This window comes from Nocardiopsis sp. NPDC006198 (assembly GCF_040613895.1).
GTDB lineage: Bacteria > Actinomycetota > Actinomycetes > Streptosporangiales > Streptosporangiaceae > Nocardiopsis > Nocardiopsis tropica.
Genome location: NZ_JBEXSY010000002.1, coordinates 93575 through 108988, shown reverse-complemented (window position 1 = coordinate 108988; position 15414 = coordinate 93575). Strand labels below are relative to the sequence as shown.

Annotated in this window: 13 protein-coding genes; 9 read left to right on the top strand and 4 right to left on the bottom strand. The window is 70.9% G+C overall.

Annotation, left to right across the window (positions count from 1 at the left end):
* The first annotated feature begins 115 nt into the window (after nt 1-115).
* From ABZ234_RS02270 to ABZ234_RS02260, 3 genes are read left to right on the top strand one after another with little or no spacing between them, the layout of a single operon-like run.
* Nucleotides 116-1114, top strand: a complete 999-nt coding sequence (locus ABZ234_RS02270) for a glycine betaine/L-proline ABC transporter ATP-binding protein (protein ID WP_344183598.1) — start codon at nt 116-118, stop codon at nt 1112-1114.
* Nucleotides 1111-2346 (top strand): ABC transporter permease subunit, encoded by a 1236-nt coding sequence (locus ABZ234_RS02265; protein WP_267947067.1) that lies wholly within the window; start codon nt 1111-1113, stop codon nt 2344-2346. Before ABZ234_RS02270 ends, ABZ234_RS02265 begins: the two co-directional genes overlap by 4 nt.
* Before the next feature lie 47 nt (nt 2347-2393).
* Nucleotides 2394-3326 carry a glycine betaine ABC transporter substrate-binding protein gene (locus ABZ234_RS02260; protein WP_355010667.1) on the top strand — a complete coding sequence of 311 codons (933 nt, stop codon included), beginning with the start codon at nt 2394-2396 and terminating at the stop codon, nt 3324-3326.
* A 100-nt stretch (nt 3327-3426) separates the two neighbouring features.
* On the opposite strand, the gene ABZ234_RS02255 is transcribed toward ABZ234_RS02260, so the two are convergent.
* Nucleotides 3427-4041: a rhomboid family intramembrane serine protease gene (locus ABZ234_RS02255; RefSeq protein ID WP_267947065.1), complete on the bottom strand. Its 615-nt coding sequence runs from the start codon at nt 4039-4041 to the stop codon at nt 3427-3429.
* A gap of 103 nt (nt 4042-4144) precedes the next feature.
* Nucleotides 4145-4618, bottom strand: coding sequence for a hypothetical protein (locus ABZ234_RS02250; protein ID WP_344183566.1), 474 nt, complete (start codon nt 4616-4618; stop codon nt 4145-4147).
* A 665-nt stretch (nt 4619-5283) separates the two neighbouring features.
* Here ABZ234_RS02250 and ABZ234_RS02245 point away from each other — a divergent pair.
* The 5 genes from ABZ234_RS02245 to dacB all read left to right on the top strand — a co-directional run bounded on the left by ABZ234_RS02245 (nt 5284) and on the right by dacB (nt 13156).
* A complete protein-coding gene (locus ABZ234_RS02245; RefSeq protein ID WP_267947063.1) occupies nt 5284-6975 on the top strand; it encodes an ABC transporter family substrate-binding protein in 1692 nt (563 codons plus the stop codon).
* 178 nt (nt 6976-7153) lie between these two features.
* On the top strand, nt 7154-8164 hold the full coding sequence (locus tag ABZ234_RS02240) for an ABC transporter permease (RefSeq protein ID WP_267947062.1): 1011 nt from the start codon (nt 7154-7156) through the stop codon (nt 8162-8164).
* Between the two features lie 91 nt (nt 8165-8255).
* Entirely contained in the window at nt 8256-9095 is an 840-nt protein-coding gene (locus ABZ234_RS02235; protein ID WP_267950557.1) for an ABC transporter permease, read from the top strand.
* Nucleotides 9092-11320 (top strand): ABC transporter ATP-binding protein, encoded by a 2229-nt coding sequence (locus ABZ234_RS02230; RefSeq protein ID WP_355010666.1) that lies wholly within the window; start codon nt 9092-9094, stop codon nt 11318-11320. The genes ABZ234_RS02235 and ABZ234_RS02230 overlap by 4 nt, the downstream gene beginning before the upstream one ends.
* 318 nt (nt 11321-11638) lie before the next feature.
* Nucleotides 11639-13156, top strand: coding sequence for a D-alanyl-D-alanine carboxypeptidase/D-alanyl-D-alanine-endopeptidase (gene dacB / locus ABZ234_RS02225; RefSeq protein ID WP_355010752.1), 1518 nt, complete (start codon nt 11639-11641; stop codon nt 13154-13156).
* Between the two features lie 197 nt (nt 13157-13353).
* Here dacB and ABZ234_RS02220 read toward each other — a convergent pair whose 3' ends face one another.
* On the bottom strand, nt 13354-13905 hold the full coding sequence (locus ABZ234_RS02220; protein ID WP_355010665.1) for a TIGR03086 family metal-binding protein: 552 nt from the start codon (nt 13903-13905) through the stop codon (nt 13354-13356).
* 196 nt (nt 13906-14101) lie between these two features.
* On the opposite strand from ABZ234_RS02220, the gene ABZ234_RS02215 reads away from it, so the two are divergent.
* Nucleotides 14102-14905 carry a DUF6597 domain-containing transcriptional factor gene (locus ABZ234_RS02215; RefSeq protein ID WP_355010664.1) on the top strand — a complete coding sequence of 268 codons (804 nt, stop codon included), beginning with the start codon at nt 14102-14104 and terminating at the stop codon, nt 14903-14905.
* Here the strand turns inward: ABZ234_RS02215 and ABZ234_RS02210 are convergent.
* Nucleotides 14874-15398 carry a TetR family transcriptional regulator gene (locus ABZ234_RS02210; protein ID WP_344183594.1) on the bottom strand — a complete coding sequence of 175 codons (525 nt, stop codon included), beginning with the start codon at nt 15396-15398 and terminating at the stop codon, nt 14874-14876. The genes ABZ234_RS02215 and ABZ234_RS02210 overlap by 32 nt on opposite strands.
* Nucleotides 15399-15414 lie beyond the last annotated feature (16 nt).

Genomic DNA, 15414 nt, shown 5'->3' with positions numbered 1-15414 from the left:
AAGCCAGCTACCTGCGGGAACCGCGGGTCGGCAGTGGGGCTGAGTATGCCCTGGTGTGCCTCGCGGCCAGGACAGCCCCATAGAGGAGACCGTGCCAGCAGTACGCGCAGACCACTTGTACAAGGTGTTCGGGAAACAGTCCGGAGCCGCCGTCGAGCGGCTCCAGGACGGCAGCCACCGTGACACCATCGCCGACCTCGACGTGACGGCAGCCGTCATCGACGTGTCCTTCGAGGTCGAACCGGGCGAGATCTTCGTCGTCATGGGCCTGTCCGGATCAGGGAAGTCGACCCTGATCCGGATGCTCAACGGCCTCCTGGAACCCACCGCGGGGACGGTCGAGGTCGGCGGCGTGGACATCACCGCCCTGAGCAGGAAGGAACTCCTGAACCTCCGGGGCGAGAAGATCAGCATGGTCTTCCAGCACTTCGCGCTCCTGCCCCACCGCACGGTTCTCGAGAACGCCGCCTACGGCCTGGAGCTCCGCGGGGTCCCGCGTGCCGAGCGCGGCCGCAAGGCGCGGGAGACCCTCGAACTGGTGGGTCTGGGCGGCTGGGAGGACAAGCTCCCCGAACAGCTCTCCGGAGGCATGCAGCAGCGCGTGGGCCTGGCCAGGGCACTGGCCGCGGACACCGACATCATCCTCATGGACGAGGCGTTCAGCGCCCTCGACCCGCTCATCCGGCGGGACATGCAGACCCAGCTCCTGGAACTCCAGGAGAGTCTGGGCAAGACCATCGTCTTCATCACGCACGACCTCAACGAGGCGATGCGCCTCGGCGACAGGATCTGCGTGCTCCGCGACGGACGCGTCGCCCAGATCGGTACCGCGCAGGAGATCCTCAGCGAGCCCGCCAACGACTACGTCGAGCGGTTCATCGAGGACGTCGACCGGACCCGCGTGCTCACCGCGTCCTCCGTCCTGGACGCCGACGCCTCCGAGGCCGACGCGTCCGCGCCGCAGGTCGCCGCGAGCACGCCGGTGGCCGACCTGTACGCCGACATGACCACCGCCGAACGCCTCCGCGTGGTGGCCGAGGACGGCAGCGTCCTCGGCACGGTGACGCGCAACTCCGTGCTCGCCGCCCTCGCGGCGGGGAAGGAGACCCCGTGACACCCGTGGAGTTCCCACCGAGCCTGCCGATCGGCGAGGGCTTCGAGGCGTTCAACAGCTGGCTCAAGTCCAACTTCGGCCTCTTCTTCGACGCGCTCGGCGCGTTCATCCGCTGGGCGGTCGACGCCCTGTCCGGGTTCTTCGTCGAACCGGGTGCGGGCCAGCTCGCGTTCATCGCCGCGGTCATCGTCGCGGCCCCGCTGCTGAGGACCCGGCGGCTGCCGCTGACCGTGATCGTCGGCGCCGTCTCGCTGCTCTACGTCCTCCAGGGGCAGTTCGGCTTCGGCGACACCGTCGTGAACCTCCTCGGACGCCCGTTCTTCGGGTGGGCGATGACGCTCTTCGACCAGCAGTACGTGGACGCCTACCTGTGCATCTCGCTGCTGTTCCTGATCGCCGTCACCGTGCTGGGCCTGACGGGCCGGTCGACGAGGGTCCGGACCGCCGTCGTCGCGGGCGGCTGGCTCGTCCTCCTCGTGCTGGGCTGGCTCGTGCTGCCGGCGCTGGTCACGAACCCGGCGTCGCTGCTGATGATCCTGCTGCTCGCCCTGCTCGCGCTCTCGGTGGCCGGATGGCGGATGGGCCTGTTCGCCCTCGTCGCCCTCACCCTGATCGCGTCCGTCGGCCAGTGGACGAACGCCATGGACACCCTGGGCCTCGTCCTCGTGGCCAGCGCCATCGCCGTCGTCGTCGCGATCCCCATCGGCGTCCTCGCGGCCTACAACGACACGGTCAGCAAGATCGCCAAGCCGGTCCTCGACCTGATGCAGACGCTGCCCGCGTTCGTCTACCTGATCCCCGCGATCTTCTTCTTCTCGATCGGCGCCGTTCCGGGCGTGGTCGCGACCATCGTGTTCGCGATGCCCCCCGGCGTCCGCCTGACCGAGCTGGGCATCCGCCAGGTCGACCGCGAGCTGGTGGAGGCGGGCGAGGCGTTCGGTGCGCCGAGCCGCAAGATCCTCACCGGCATCCAGCTGCCGCTGGCCCTCCCGAACATCATGGCGGGCGTCAACCAGGTCATCATGCTCGGCCTGTCGATGGTCGTCATCGCGGGCATGGTCGGCGCGGGCGGCCTGGGGAGCCAGGTGTACCAGGGCATCACGCGCAACGACGGCGCGCTCGGCTTCGAGGCCGGCATCGCCGTGGTCATCCTGGCCATCTTCCTCGACCGCCTCACCGCGGCCGTCACCCGCAAGGGGCCCCGGGCCCGCGCCTCCGCCCAGGCGTCCTGAGCCGACCCGGCCCCGCACACGGAATTACCTAGGGAAGGAATCCCACGATGTACACCCCCAAGCGCATGACCGCGCTGTCCGCCGCCGGCATGAGCGCCGCACTCCTCCTGACCGCCTGCGGTGGCGGCGGGGAGGACCTGACCGGCCCCGCGGAGGGCGAGGGCGGGGACAACAAGGAGATCAACATCGCGCTGATCGCCTGGGAGGAGGGCATCGCCACCACCGCCATGTGGGAGGTGATCCTGGAGGAGCTGGACTACGACGTCACCGTCACCGACGTCGACGTCGCCCCCATGTACCAGGGCGCCGCCAACGGCGACGTGGACCTGTTCCTCGACACCTGGCTGCCGATCACCCACTCGGACTACTGGGAGGACTACGGCGACCAGCTGGAGGACCTGGGCGTCTGGTACGACAACGCCGTCCTGACGATCACCGTCCCCACCTACATGGAGGACGTGAACAGCATCGCCGACCTGACCGACCACGCCGAGGAGCTGGGCGGCCAGATCATCGGCATCGACCCGGGCGCCGGCCTGACCCGGGTCACCAAGGAGGAGGCGATGCCGGGCTACGGCCTGGACGAGGACTTCGAGCTCGTCGAGTCCTCCACCGCGGCCATGCTCGCCGAGCTGGACTCGGCCATCGCCGAGGAGGAGCCCATCGTCGTCACCCTGTGGCGTCCGCACCCCGCCTACGCGCAGCACGACCTGAAGGACCTCGAGGACCCCGAGGGCCTCATGGGCGACGCCGAGCAGATCCACGCGGTCGGCCGTGACGGCTTCTCCGAGGAGTACCCGGAGCTCAGCGAGTGGATCGGGAACTGGGAGATGACCGACGACGAGCTGGCCTCCCTGGAGGTGCTGACCGTCGGAGAGGGCGTCGACGACCCGCAGGCGGGCGCCCGCACCTGGCTGTCGGAGAACCCGGAGTTCCTGGAGCGCACCCTGGGCGAGGCCGCCGAGGGCCTGGAGTTCTAGCACGCCGGGCCGGCGGCGCGCGAGGCCGCGCGCCGCGCCCGCGGCGGGAAGCGTGAACGGGCCGCCCCCTCGGGGGCGGCCCGTTCGTGTCGTCGGGGGGTCAGGGGGCGTAGTAGCCGCCCTGGGCGCCGCCGTAGCCCTGGTTGAGCTGGCGGGCCCTCTCCCTCCTGGGGAGCAGGTACGCCGCGAGCAGGCCGCCGAGGAAGCCGAAGAGGTGGGCCTGCCAGGAGACGCCGGGGTACTGGGGGAGGACGCCCCAGATCATCGTCCCGTAGAAGACGACCACGCAGATCATGATGACGATGTCGACCGTCTTGCGCTCGACGATGCCGCGCAGGACCGTGTAGCCGAAGTAGCCGAACACCAGGCCGCTGGCGCCGACGGTGAGGGAGAAGGGCGAGCTGAACAGCCAGACCCCGACCCCGCTGACGACGATGACGATCAGCGTGGTGAGCAGGAACCGGCCCAGGCCGCTGAACGCCACGAGAGAGCCGAGCACCAGGAACGGCAGCGAGTTGCCGATGAGGTGTTCGAGGTTGCCGTGCATGAAGGGCGCGGTCAGCACGGTCCAGGGCTGGTCGAAGTTCCAGGCGCGCAGGCCGAACCCGTGGTCGAGCGCTCCCCGGAGGACGAAGCTGTCGAGGATCTCGAGAACCCACATGGCCGCGAGCATCCCCGCTACGGTCAGGATGGCGGTGATTCTGGACTGCTTCACGTCATCGAGGGTAGATGACACCGGCTTGCAGCGGTATGTCTGTGGGGCGCGTGGTGGGTAATTGTCTGATGTGTCCAGAGTCGTCCCAGGGGGACCCGGACGGTCAGGACGTCAGGGAGCGCTTGCGCGGCGGAATGCCGGCCACCGCCATGAACGACTCGACCTTGGCGGGGCTGGTCATCCCGGTGAGCGGCAGGTACGTGCGCGCGGCGCGGCGGCTCTGGAGCGAGGGGAAGCGCTTGGGGCGCCCGGTGGAGTCGCACAGGCCCAGGGAGCGGATGCGACCCGGCAGGACGTAGTAGGAGCCGATGTCGTGGAAGGGGACGCGCACGATGTAGCGGCCCCGCTGGTAGCGGAACTCGCCGTCGGAGACCTCCAGGACGGGGGCCTTGATCATGTGGCCGTGCGCGGCCAGGCCGGCGCCCCCGAGGGCGAGGAGCAGGCCGAGGGTGATGTGGGCCCAGTGCCCGGGGTCGATCGCGACCACCACGACGCCGAGTACCACCAGCGCGTAACCTGCCCACAGCTCCACGTGTTTACGGCCTACGGGGCAGACCATGCGGACTGTTTCGGACACGGCAGATGCCTCTCTCGCTGGGTGCTGCGGTGGGATGACGGCGGTCGCCGTTCCCGACCCTATCGGCTCCTCGGGCATGCGAACGGTGGTTTCGGACAGCTCTGCCGAGGGGTTAGGTCTCGGGTATGCGTGCTTTGGTGTCACCAGCTCCTTTTGACGCTTTTATCTGATTAACATCATGTCATCCCACGAATCACTCGAAGATGCCGGGGCGTCCACGGGGGTGGCGTTTGCGACGAAAGAAAAGTGAGTCTTTCGTCCTCGATGGGGATTTTGGTGTCTTGTGTCCGCTTTTCTCTCGGTAATCATGCGCGAGCAAGTTGTAGTTAAACGTCGTTTACTTTATCGTCAACATTGTTGACTGGCATCAATGTCCAGCAATTCATTTCTGGCTTGTCCGAATCTGATGTCCGGGGTGTGTCGTGTGCAGTCGCCTCTGACCTGCGTGAACTGGTCGTGTTACCGCTGTATTGAGGGTTTGTGTCGACGCCCGAGGTCGATGGGCGCGAACCGGTTGCGGATGGGTCACGAATCTGCCAGTAGGGCTATACAGACATTTCGCTCAATGGTCTTCTGATCGACTAATCGCCTAGGCTCGGCTGGCTGTGTGTGAACCACACAAACCCGCGCGGTCCGGCTCGTATTAGTGATCAAGGGTGTGACTGATGGAGAATCGTAGGAAATTGCTGGCCGCCGCCGCTGTCGGCGTCTCGGCTGCCCTGGTGCTGGGCGCCTGTTCGCCCCCCGAGGACAGTGGCGGTGGCGGTGATGGAAGCTCCGTCACCTGGATCGTCAACCAGGCCGGCGGCGGCTGGAACCACAACGCCCCCGAGGGCGGTTCGGTCTACGTCATCCAGATGCTCCACGGCGTCCTGCCCCCGACCGGGTTCTACAACCCCGAGGGCCAGTGGGAGTGGAACTCCGACCTCATCGTCAACACTCCCGAGCTGCTCAGCGAAGACCCCATGGTCTGGGAGTACGAGATCAACCCGGACGCCAACTGGAGCGACGGCGAGCCCATCGACGCCGACGACTTCATCTGGGCCTGGAAGATGAACAGCGGCAAGGAGGAGCTCTGCGCCGAGATCTGCAACTCCCGCGGATCCGACGTGGACGTGCTGATCGAGAGCGTCGAGGGCTCCGAGGACGGCAAGACCGTCACGGTGACCATCGAGGAGGGGACGCAGTTCCCCGAGTGGTACACCTTCGGCATGGACGGCCTGTACCCGTCGCACCTCGCCGAGGCCGAGGGCTTCGACCTCGACACCCCCGAGGGCATGCTGGAGTCCTCCCACTGGTTCAACGAGAACCCCGTGACCGTCTCCGGCGGCCCGTACATCTTCGAGGGCACCCCCGAGCTCGACGGGCGGATCGTCAAGACCGTCAACGAGGAGTACTACGGCCCGGCCCCGGAGATCCAGGAGATCATCCAGCAGGTCAACACCGAGGAGGGCAGCTGGGTCCCGGCGCTGACCAACGGCGAGGTCCAGGGCGGCTCCCCGGCCTCCTGGTCCGACGACGTCATCACGCAGCTCGAGGACGCCCCCGACGTCGAGTTCGGCATCGAGTCCGGCGGCAGCTGGGAGCACCTCGACGTCAACCTGGACAACGAGGCGCTGTCCGACCGGGCGCTGCGCCAGGGCATCTTCACCGCCATCGACGTCCAGAACATCGCGACCCGCACCTACGGCGAGAAGTTCCCCGAGGTCGAGCCCCGCACGAACCACATCTTCTCCTCCTCGAGCGAGTACCACGAGGACGTCATCACCCCCACCGGGCAGGGCACCGGTGACACCGAGGCCGCCCTGGAGCTCCTGGAGGAGGCCGGCTACGAGCTCAACGGCGACACACTCGAACTCGACGGCGAGGCGGTCCCGGCCCTGCGCCTGCGCTACACCGCCGGCCACGTCGCCCGCGAGATCATCGCCGAGCTGATCCAGGCCGACCTGGCCGAGATCGGCGTCACCGCCGAGATCGAGACCACCGACGACCTGGGCGGCACCCTCGCCGAGCAGGACTTCGACCTGATGATCTACGGCTGGAGCACCACCCCGGCCTTCGCCAGCACGCCCTACAACTACTGGCACAGCACGAGCCTGAGCAACCACGGCAAGCTGGACGTCCCCGAGGTCGACGAGCTCACGGAGCAGGCGCAGAACGTCGCCACCTCCGAGGAGGCCGCCGTGTTCGCCAACGAGGCCGCCGCGCTCGTGGCCGAGGAGGCCTACGTCCTGCCGTTCGTGGACACCCCGTCGTTCTACTTCTACGACACCAACTACCTCGGCAACGTCACGGACAACAACACCCAGTCGCGCCGAGCCCAGTGGAACCAGCACGAGTGGACCGCGGTCAACTAGCGCACCTCCCGGCCCGCATCGCTCCGTGCCGAACAGCGGGGAGACGCGCCCGGACCGGTGACCGCCGACGGGACGAGAGTCCCGGCGGCGGCCCGGCCCGGGCGGGCCCCGCCCGCCGTCCCCCGCGGCGGGCGGGGCCGCCTCCCCGTTCCGGGAGCGCTCACCGAAGGACCTTCCCATGCTCGTATACACCGCGCGTCGCCTCGCCGTGGCGATCCCAGTGCTCCTGGCGGCGTCGGTTCTCGTGTTCCTCATGGTCGATCTCAGCGGCGACCCGCTGGCGGACATGCGCCTCGCGCAGCCGCCGCCCAGCGAGGAGGCCATCGCCGCCGCGGAGGCCCGCTACTACCTGGACCGGTCGACCCCGGAACGGTACTGGCTCTGGATGACGGGGATCGGCGGCAACGGAGACATCGGCCTGCTCCAGGGCGAGTTCGGACCCTCGGTCCGGGGCGGCGCCTTCGACATCGGCGAACAGCTCGCCTCCGGCATCTCCGTCACCCTCCGCCTCGTCTCCGCAGCCCTCGTCTTCGCCCTCGGACTGGCGGTCATCTCCGGCGTCGTCAGCGCCATGCGCCAGTACTCCAAGCTGGACTACACCCTCACCTTCATCGGGTTCCTCGCCCTCGCCATGCCGACGTTCTGGCTGGGCGCGCTGATCCGGGAGGGCGGGCTGGTCTTCAACCAGTCCACGGGCACCTCGTTCTTCTTCACCATCGGGGCGAACTCGGCCCGGGTGGGCAACATGACCAACTGGGAGTACTTCCTCGACTCCGCCGGTCACCTCGTGCTCCCCACCATCACCCTGATGCTGACCAGCTACGCGGCGTGGAGCCGCTACCAGCGCACGTCGATGCTGGAGGTGCTCAACAGCGACTACGTGCGCCTCGCCAGGTCCAAGGGCGTGCGCAACAGCGTGGTCGTCAGGCGGCACGCGCTGCGCACCGCGCTGATCCCCCTGGTCACCGTCGCCACCATCGGCTTCGTCGGCATCATCGAGGGCGTGGTGATCACCGAGACCATCTTCCAGTGGCGCGGTCTCGGGTACTTCTTCATCGAGGCGGTCAGGGCACAGGACGCGTTCGCGCTCATGTCCTGGCTGATGCTCAGCGGCACCCTCGTCGTCGTCGCCAACCTCATCGCCGACATCCTGTACGGCGTTCTCGACCCGAGGATCCGCTATGAGTGACATCGACAGCCGTACGGCGAGCGGGAAGGGCCCCGCCGGGCTACCCGCCGGAGGCGACGTCAACCGGGGGGAGGAGCTGAGCCAGGTCCGGATGGTCTGGCGCCGGTTCCGCCGGCACCGGGCGGCGATGGTCAGCCTGGTCTTCCTGGGCCTGATCACGGCGTTCGCCTTCGTCGGACCCTTCGTGTGGCCGTGGGACCACACCGTCAGCCGGGACATCCTCGGCAACCAGCCGCCGAGCCTGCAGCACCCCTTCGGCACCACCAACCAGGGCAACGACGTGTTCGCGCAGACGATGCGCGGCACCCAGCAGTCCCTCAAGGTCGCCCTCACCGTCGCGGTCCTGTCGACCGTGATCGGCTCGGTCTGGGGCGCGGTCGCGGGCTACTACCGCGGCAGGGTCGACGCGATCATGATGCGCGTCGTCGACGTGTTCCTCATCGTGCCGCTCATCGTCGCCGTGGCGGCGATCAACGGCAACGTCCGGGGCGGGACCACCTGGTACGCGGTGGCGCTCATCATGTGCCTGTTCTCCTGGGCCACCATCGCCCGCGTGGTCCGCGGCGTGGTGCTCTCCCTGCGCGAACAGGAGTTCATCGAGGCGGCCAGGGCGGTGGGGGCCAGGGCCTCGCGGATCATCTTCCGCCACCTGCTGCCCAACGCGGCCGGGCCGATCATCGTGGCCGCGACCCTGCTGGTGGCGGTGGCGGTCCTCACCGAGGCCGCGCTCTCCTTCATCGGGTTCGGCATCCAGCCGCCGGACATCTCCCTCGGGAAGATGGTGGAGGGATCCAGGACCGCGGCCTTCACCCGGCCCTGGCTGTTCTACCCGCCCGGCATCCTGATCGTCATGATCTGCCTGACGATCAACTTCATCGGTGACGGACTCCGGGACGCACTCGACCCACGACAGACGATGGTGCGGCGATGACCACGACCGAACACATGAGCGACGGCCCCGTCCCGACCGCGGGGCACGATGTCGTCCTGGACGTCCGGGACCTCAGCGTCACCTTCTCGTCCGAGGACGGCCCCCTGGACGCCGTGCGCGGCGTCACCTACCAGGTCCGCCGCGGCGAGGCGCTGGGCATCGTCGGGGAGTCCGGCTCGGGCAAGTCGGTGACCTCGATGGCGATCATGGGCCTGCTGCCCAGGACCGCCAGGGTGACGGGATCGGCCAGGGTCCTCGACCAGGAGGTCATCGGGCTCGGCGACGCCGCGATCAGCAGGATCCGCGGCGAGAAGATCGCGATGATCTTCCAGGACCCCCTCACCTCGCTGAACCCGGTGTACACGATCGGCTACCAGATCGCCGAGGCCGTGCTCACCCACCGGGACGTGACCAAGAAGCAGGCGCGGGAGCGCGCCGTCGAACTCCTCGACAAGGTCGGCATCCCCAACCCCGAGCGCCGGGTCGACCAGTACCCGCACGAGCTGTCCGGCGGTATGCGCCAGCGGGTGGTCATCGCCATCGCGATGGCCAACGACCCCGACGTCATCATCGCCGACGAGCCCACGACCGCGCTGGACGTGACGGTCCAGGCCCAGGTGCTGGAGGCGCTGGAGGCGGCCCGCCGGGAGACCGGCGCCGCCCTCGTGCTCATCACCCACGACCTCGGCGTGGTCGCGGGACACGTGGACCGGGTGGCCGTCATGTACGCGGGCCGCCTGGTGGAGACGGGCACGGTCGAGGACGTCTTCTACCGTCCGCGCATGCCCTACGCCCTCGGCCTGCTGGGGTCGGTGCCCCGGCTGGACGGGGGGCGGCACGAACGGCTCACCCCCATCCTGGGGACGCCCCCCTCCCTGCTCAACCTCCCGCGCGGGTGCGCGTTCGCGCCGCGCTGCCCGATGGCGCAGGACATCTGCCAGGAGGAGGTGCCCGAGCTCGCGGAGCCGGCGGACATCGGGGCCCCCGGCGCGGGGGAGGAGGACGACCCCCTGCGCCGGCACCGGTCGGCCTGCCACTTCAGCGAGCAGTTGGCCGGGGTCCGTCCGGAAGACCTCTTCCGGCCCACCTCCGTGGACGCGGAAGCGCCCGCCGAGGTCCTCGCGGCCGAGCTGGGGGAGCCACGGCCGGAGGCGGGCGCCGCAGGGAAGGCCCCGGAGGCGGAGCCCGGGACGGGGGCCGGCGCGCCCGGCGGGGGGTCCGAGGTCCTGCTGACCGCCACCGACCTCGTCAAGAACTTCCCGATCCGCTCCAAGGGGATCCTCCGGCGCAAGGTCGGGGAGGTCCAGGCGGTCTCCGGGATCTCCCTGGAGCTGCGCGAGCACGAGACCCTCGCGCTCGTCGGCGAGTCGGGCTGCGGCAAGTCCACGACGGCGCGCCTCCTGCTCCAGCTGATCCGCCGGACGTCGGGCGACGTCCGGTACATGGGGCGGCCGCTGCACGACCTGTCGGACGCCCAGATGCGGCCGCTGCGCCGTGACCTCCAGCTGGTCTTCCAGGACCCGTTCGCCTCCCTCGACCCGCGCATGACGGTCTCGGACACGGTCGCGGAGCCGCTGCAGATCCACGGCCGGGCCAAGGGCGCGAGGACCCGGGTCAAGGAACTCCTGGAACTGGTGGGCCTCAACCCCGAGCACGGCTCGCGCTACCCGCACGAGTTCTCGGGGGGCCAGCGCCAGCGCATCGGCATCGCCCGCGCCCTGGCGCTCAACCCCAAGGTGCTCATCCTGGACGAGCCGGTGTCGGCCCTGGACGTGTCGATCCAGGCGGGCGTGATCAACCTGCTGGAGGACCTCCAGGACGAGCTGGGGCTGTCGTACCTGTTCGTCTCGCACGACCTGTCGGTGGTCCGGCACATCGCCGACCGGGTCGCCGTGATGTACCTCGGCAAGATCGTGGAGACGGGCACGACCGATCAGCTGTTCAGCGCCCCGGCGCACCCGTACACGCAGGCGCTGATCTCGGCCATCCCGCTGCCGGACCCGGTCAAGGAGAGGACCAGGGAGCGGATCGTCGTCACCGGCGACGTGCCCAGTCCGGCCGACCCCCCGTCCGGCTGCCGGTTCCGCACCCGGTGCCCGAAGTTCGCGGGCGAGCTGTCGGAGGCCGAGCGGGTCAGGTGCGTGGAGGAGCCCCCGGACCTGCTGGACCGGGGGACGGGGCACCGGGACGCCTGCCACTACTCCCAGGTGGTCGAGCTGATCTGATCCGTCCGGGGCGTCGGGCCGGCGGCGGGGCGGGAGCCCCGGCGCCGGCCCGACGGCGTTCCCCCGGGGCAGGGGCCCGCCGGAGCCCCGACCCGCCTCCGGGCATGCGGCGGATCCCGGACGAAACCGCTCCGCCGCGCGGGGACTCGCGGTGAAACCCTGGATCGGCGGCCGTTCCTGGGCTAGGGTGCGTTGCTTCCGCCCCCTTCGAGGAGACCCATGAAGCAATCCTCCCCCGAACCCCCGCGCCCCCGCCGCACCGGAGGGCGCGGCGGCGCCCGGAGGGCCGCCGCCCTCGTCACGATCCCCCTGCTGCCGATGACGCTCATGGGAGCGTCCCCCGCGCTCGCCGACGCCTCCGGAGCCCGCCTGACCGAACTGCGCGAGGACATCGACGCCATCCTGGAGGACCCCGCCCTGGAGGGCGCCGTGTCGGGGGTGGTGGTCGTGGACACCGCGACCGGCGAGGAGCTGTACTCGCGCGACGGCGGCGAGCAGCTGCTGCCCGCCTCCAACATGAAGCTGTTCACCGCGGCCGCCGCCCTGGAGGTCCTGGGCGCCGACCACTCCTTCGGGACCGAGGTCGCGGCCGAGTCCGCTCCCGGGCGCCGGGGAGAGGTGCAGGACCTCTACCTGGTGGGCCGGGGCGACCCGACGCTCTCCGCCGAGGACCTGGACGCCATGGCCGCCGAGGTCGCGGCCTCCGGGGTCCGCACGGTCAAGGGCGACCTGTACGCCGACGACACGTGGTTCGACTCCGAGCGGCTCGTGGACGACTGGTGGCCCGAGGACGAGCCCTACGCCTACTCGGCGCAGATCTCGGCCCTGACGGTCGCCCACGGGGAGCGCTTCGACACCGGCGTGACGGAGGTCTCGGTGGCCCCCGCGGCGGAGGGCGAGCCCGCCGACGTGGACCTCGGCGCCGCGGAGGGCTACGCCGAGCTCGACAACCGGGCCGTCACCGGCGCCGCCGGCAGCGCCAACACCCTCGTCATCGACCGCCCGGTGGGCACCAACACCATCGCGGTCACCGGCTCGCTCCCCGCGGACGCCGCACCCGTGACCGCGCTGCGGACGGTCGACGAGCCCGCCGCGCTCGCGGGCCACCTCTTCGAGGAGGCGCTGGAGAGCAACGGCGTCACGGTGAAGGGCGACGTCGGCCTGGGCGGTGTCCCCGCCGACTGGCAGGACGCCGAGGTGCTCGCCGACCACACGTCGGCCGAGCTCTCCGAGATCCTCGTGCCCTTCATGAAGTTCAGCAACAACGGGCACGCCGAGATGCTGGTCAAGAGCATCGGCCAGGAGACCGCCGGCGCGGGCACCTGGGACGCCGGGCTCGTCGGCGTGGAGGACGCGCTGTCCGGCCTGGGCGTGGACACCGCCGGCCTGGTCCTCAACGACGGCTCCGGCCTGTCGCGGGGCAACCTGGTCACCGCGGACACCGTCGTCGACCTGCTCGGGCAGGCGGGTTCCGCCCCCTGGGCGCAGACCTGGTCCGCCTCGCTGCCGGTCGCGGGCGAGAGCGACCCGTTCGTCGGCGGCACCCTCGCCAACCGGATGCGCGGTACCGCCGCCGAGGGCGTGGTCGAGGCCAAGACCGGGACGATGAGCGGGGTCAGCGCCCTCTCCGGGTACGTGCCCGGGCCGGAGGGCGAGCTGGCGTTCAGCATCGTGAACAACGGCCACTCCGGTCCCGCGCCCCTCGCGGTGCAGGACGCGATCGCGGTGCGCCTGGCCGAGTACGCGGGCCACCAGGCGCCGGAGGGCGCCAGGATGATGCGCGGCCCGGTCCAGGGCAGCGGCGAGCTGGAGTGCTCCTGGGTGCAGGCCTGCTGACCGGAGGGGGCACCTGCCGTCCGGCGGTGGCCCGAGGGGGCCCTCCGGCGGAGTGATCCGGTACGGCGCCGGCCCGGCGGCGTACCGGCCGGCGGAAGCGGGACCGGCGGGCCGCACGCGGCCCGCCGGGGACGAGGGCCACGGGTTCGCCCCCGTGGCCCTCGGCCGTTCCCGGACCCCGGTCCGCTCCCGTGCGCCTACCAGGCCCGGCGCCCGACGAAGGCGAGGAACCGCGTCTGGGCGTCCGCGCCCTCCGGCGGGGTGAGCTCGGGGCCGCAGACGCCGTTGCCGCGCATGCTGTCGCCGAACTCGGCGGTGTTCCCGTGCGCCCACCGCACGTCCTCCGGGTCCAGCCGGTCGTCCAGCCCCGCCGCGCGGGCCAGGTCCCAGCGGTGCACGACCAGGTCGAAGGAGAGGAACCGGTCGACGGAGCGCGCGAACGTCGTCGGTCCGAAGTACCCGTCGTACCCGGCGTCCGCGAGCTCCGGGTCGTCCAGGTCGGCCCGGACCACCGCGCGGGCCGCGTCCCAGGACGCGGCCGGGTCCGCGTCCACCGACGGGATGTCCCCCAGGTCCCGGCCGACCAGGCGGAGGAACATGCCCTGGGTGTCCACGACGTGGCGGACCACGTCCCGGGCGGTCCACCCCTCGCAGGGGGACGGGGCCGTCCACCGGTCGTCGGGCACCGCGGCCACCGTCGCGGCGAAGGCGTCGGAGAGGCGGGCGTAGCGCTCGGAGATGTCGCTCATGGGCAGGTGTCCCCCTGGATCGGTCGAGTTCCGGCCCCATCCTCGTCCCGCGGTCCCGCCGGGGTCTTGAAGAAACGCGACAGGGCCGGGCGGACCGCACGGCCGGGCCCCTCCGGGGGAGCGGAGCGGCGCCGGACCACCGTCCGGATCGCGGGCGCTCCGGGAACCGTCCGAGCGGGGACCTACCCTGGTGCGTGTGAGACCAGAGCCCGTCGAGCGGGACGCGCGGGGCATCATCGACCCGGGGACGGGGCTGACCCGGTTCCGGCTCGACAGGTACGCGCCCTCCGCGCCGGTCGCCCGCTTCGTGGACCGCTACTGGGTGGCCTCGTGGAACCTGTCCGGGCACGAGCCGTACACCCAGCGGGTCCTCGCCCACCCTGTGGTCAACGTGGTGTTCACCGCGGGTGGGGCCGCGGTGCACGGCCCCGCCACGAAGGTCACCCGGCGCCGCCTGGAGGGGGAGGGGTGGGCGCTCGGGGTCATGTTCCGTCCGGCCGGGTTCCGGCCCCTCCTCGGCCGCCCGATGAGCGGGATCGTCGACGCCTCCCTGCCCGTGTCGGAGGTGTTCGCCGGGGACGCGCTCCCCGGGGCCCCGCACCCCCTCATGGCCGAGGTGGACCGGATCCTGGCCGGGAGGCTGCCCGCGGGCCGGCACCCGGCGGAGGACACCCGCGACCTCGTCGAGCGGGTGGCCGCGGACCCGGCGGTGGTCGGCGTCTCCGCCCTGGCCGAGCGCGAGGGGGTCGGTGTGCGGCTGCTCCAGCGCAGGTTCGCCGACCACGTCGGACTCGGGCCCAAGGCGGTGATCCGCAGGTACCGGCTCTACGAGGCGGCGGAGCGGGCGAGGCGGGGGGCCGCCCCCGACTGGGGCGTGCTGGCCGCCGAACTGGGGTTCAGCGACCAGTCGCACCTGACCAGGGAGTTCACCTCGGTCATCGGGGTCCCGCCCGCCCGCTACGCGGCTCTCACGAGGAGCGGAGGGAGAGGAGCCGGGTGAGGACCCGGTGGACGGCGTCCGCGGTCAGCTCCGGGTCGGTGCAGGAGCGCATGAACAGGCCGTCCACGGTCGCGGAGGCGGCTGCGCGGTCGTCCGGATCGGGGAGGTACGGCGCGAGGAAGGAGTCCACCGCGCGGTTCCAGCGGTCGATCTGCGGGCGCAGGGCGGGACGCCGGGACGCGAGCAGGAACAGCTCGTACTCCGCGACGACCGAGGCCCGGTCGCCCCCCGCCCCCGCGCAGGAGATCAGCTCGGCGAACCCCCGCAGCGCCGCGTCCGCCTCGCGGGGGAGGGTTCCCAGGGCCTCCACGTAGGTGTCGTTGACCCTGGTGAGGGCGTCCACGAGCAGGTCGTCGACGGCCGCGTAGTAGTAGGTGACGGTGCTGGGCGGCACCCCCGCCTCCGCGGCGACGCGGCGCTGGCTGACGGCGCCCACGCCCTCGCGCTCCACGACCCGCATCGTGGCGTCGAGGAGCAGCCGACGGCGCTGCATCCCCTTGAGCCTGCGG

Coding starts and splice junctions, on each gene's coding strand:
- ABZ234_RS02260 (WP_355010667.1), top strand. CDS start 2,394: ATGTACACCCCCAAGCGCATGACCGCGCTGTCCGCCGCCGGCATGAGC.
- ABZ234_RS02245 (WP_267947063.1), top strand. CDS start 5,284: ATGGAGAATCGTAGGAAATTGCTGGCCGCCGCCGCTGTCGGCGTCTCG.
- ABZ234_RS02240 (WP_267947062.1), top strand. CDS start 7,154: ATGCTCGTATACACCGCGCGTCGCCTCGCCGTGGCGATCCCAGTGCTC.
- ABZ234_RS02235 (WP_267950557.1), top strand. CDS start 8,256: ATGGTCTGGCGCCGGTTCCGCCGGCACCGGGCGGCGATGGTCAGCCTG.
- ABZ234_RS02230 (WP_355010666.1), top strand. CDS start 9,092: ATGACCACGACCGAACACATGAGCGACGGCCCCGTCCCGACCGCGGGG.
- dacB (WP_355010752.1), top strand. CDS start 11,639: ATGACGCTCATGGGAGCGTCCCCCGCGCTCGCCGACGCCTCCGGAGCC.
- ABZ234_RS02220 (WP_355010665.1), bottom strand. CDS start 13,905: ATGAGCGACATCTCCGAGCGCTACGCCCGCCTCTCCGACGCCTTCGCC.
- ABZ234_RS02210 (WP_344183594.1), bottom strand. CDS start 15,398: ATGCAGCGCCGTCGGCTGCTCCTCGACGCCACGATGCGGGTCGTGGAG.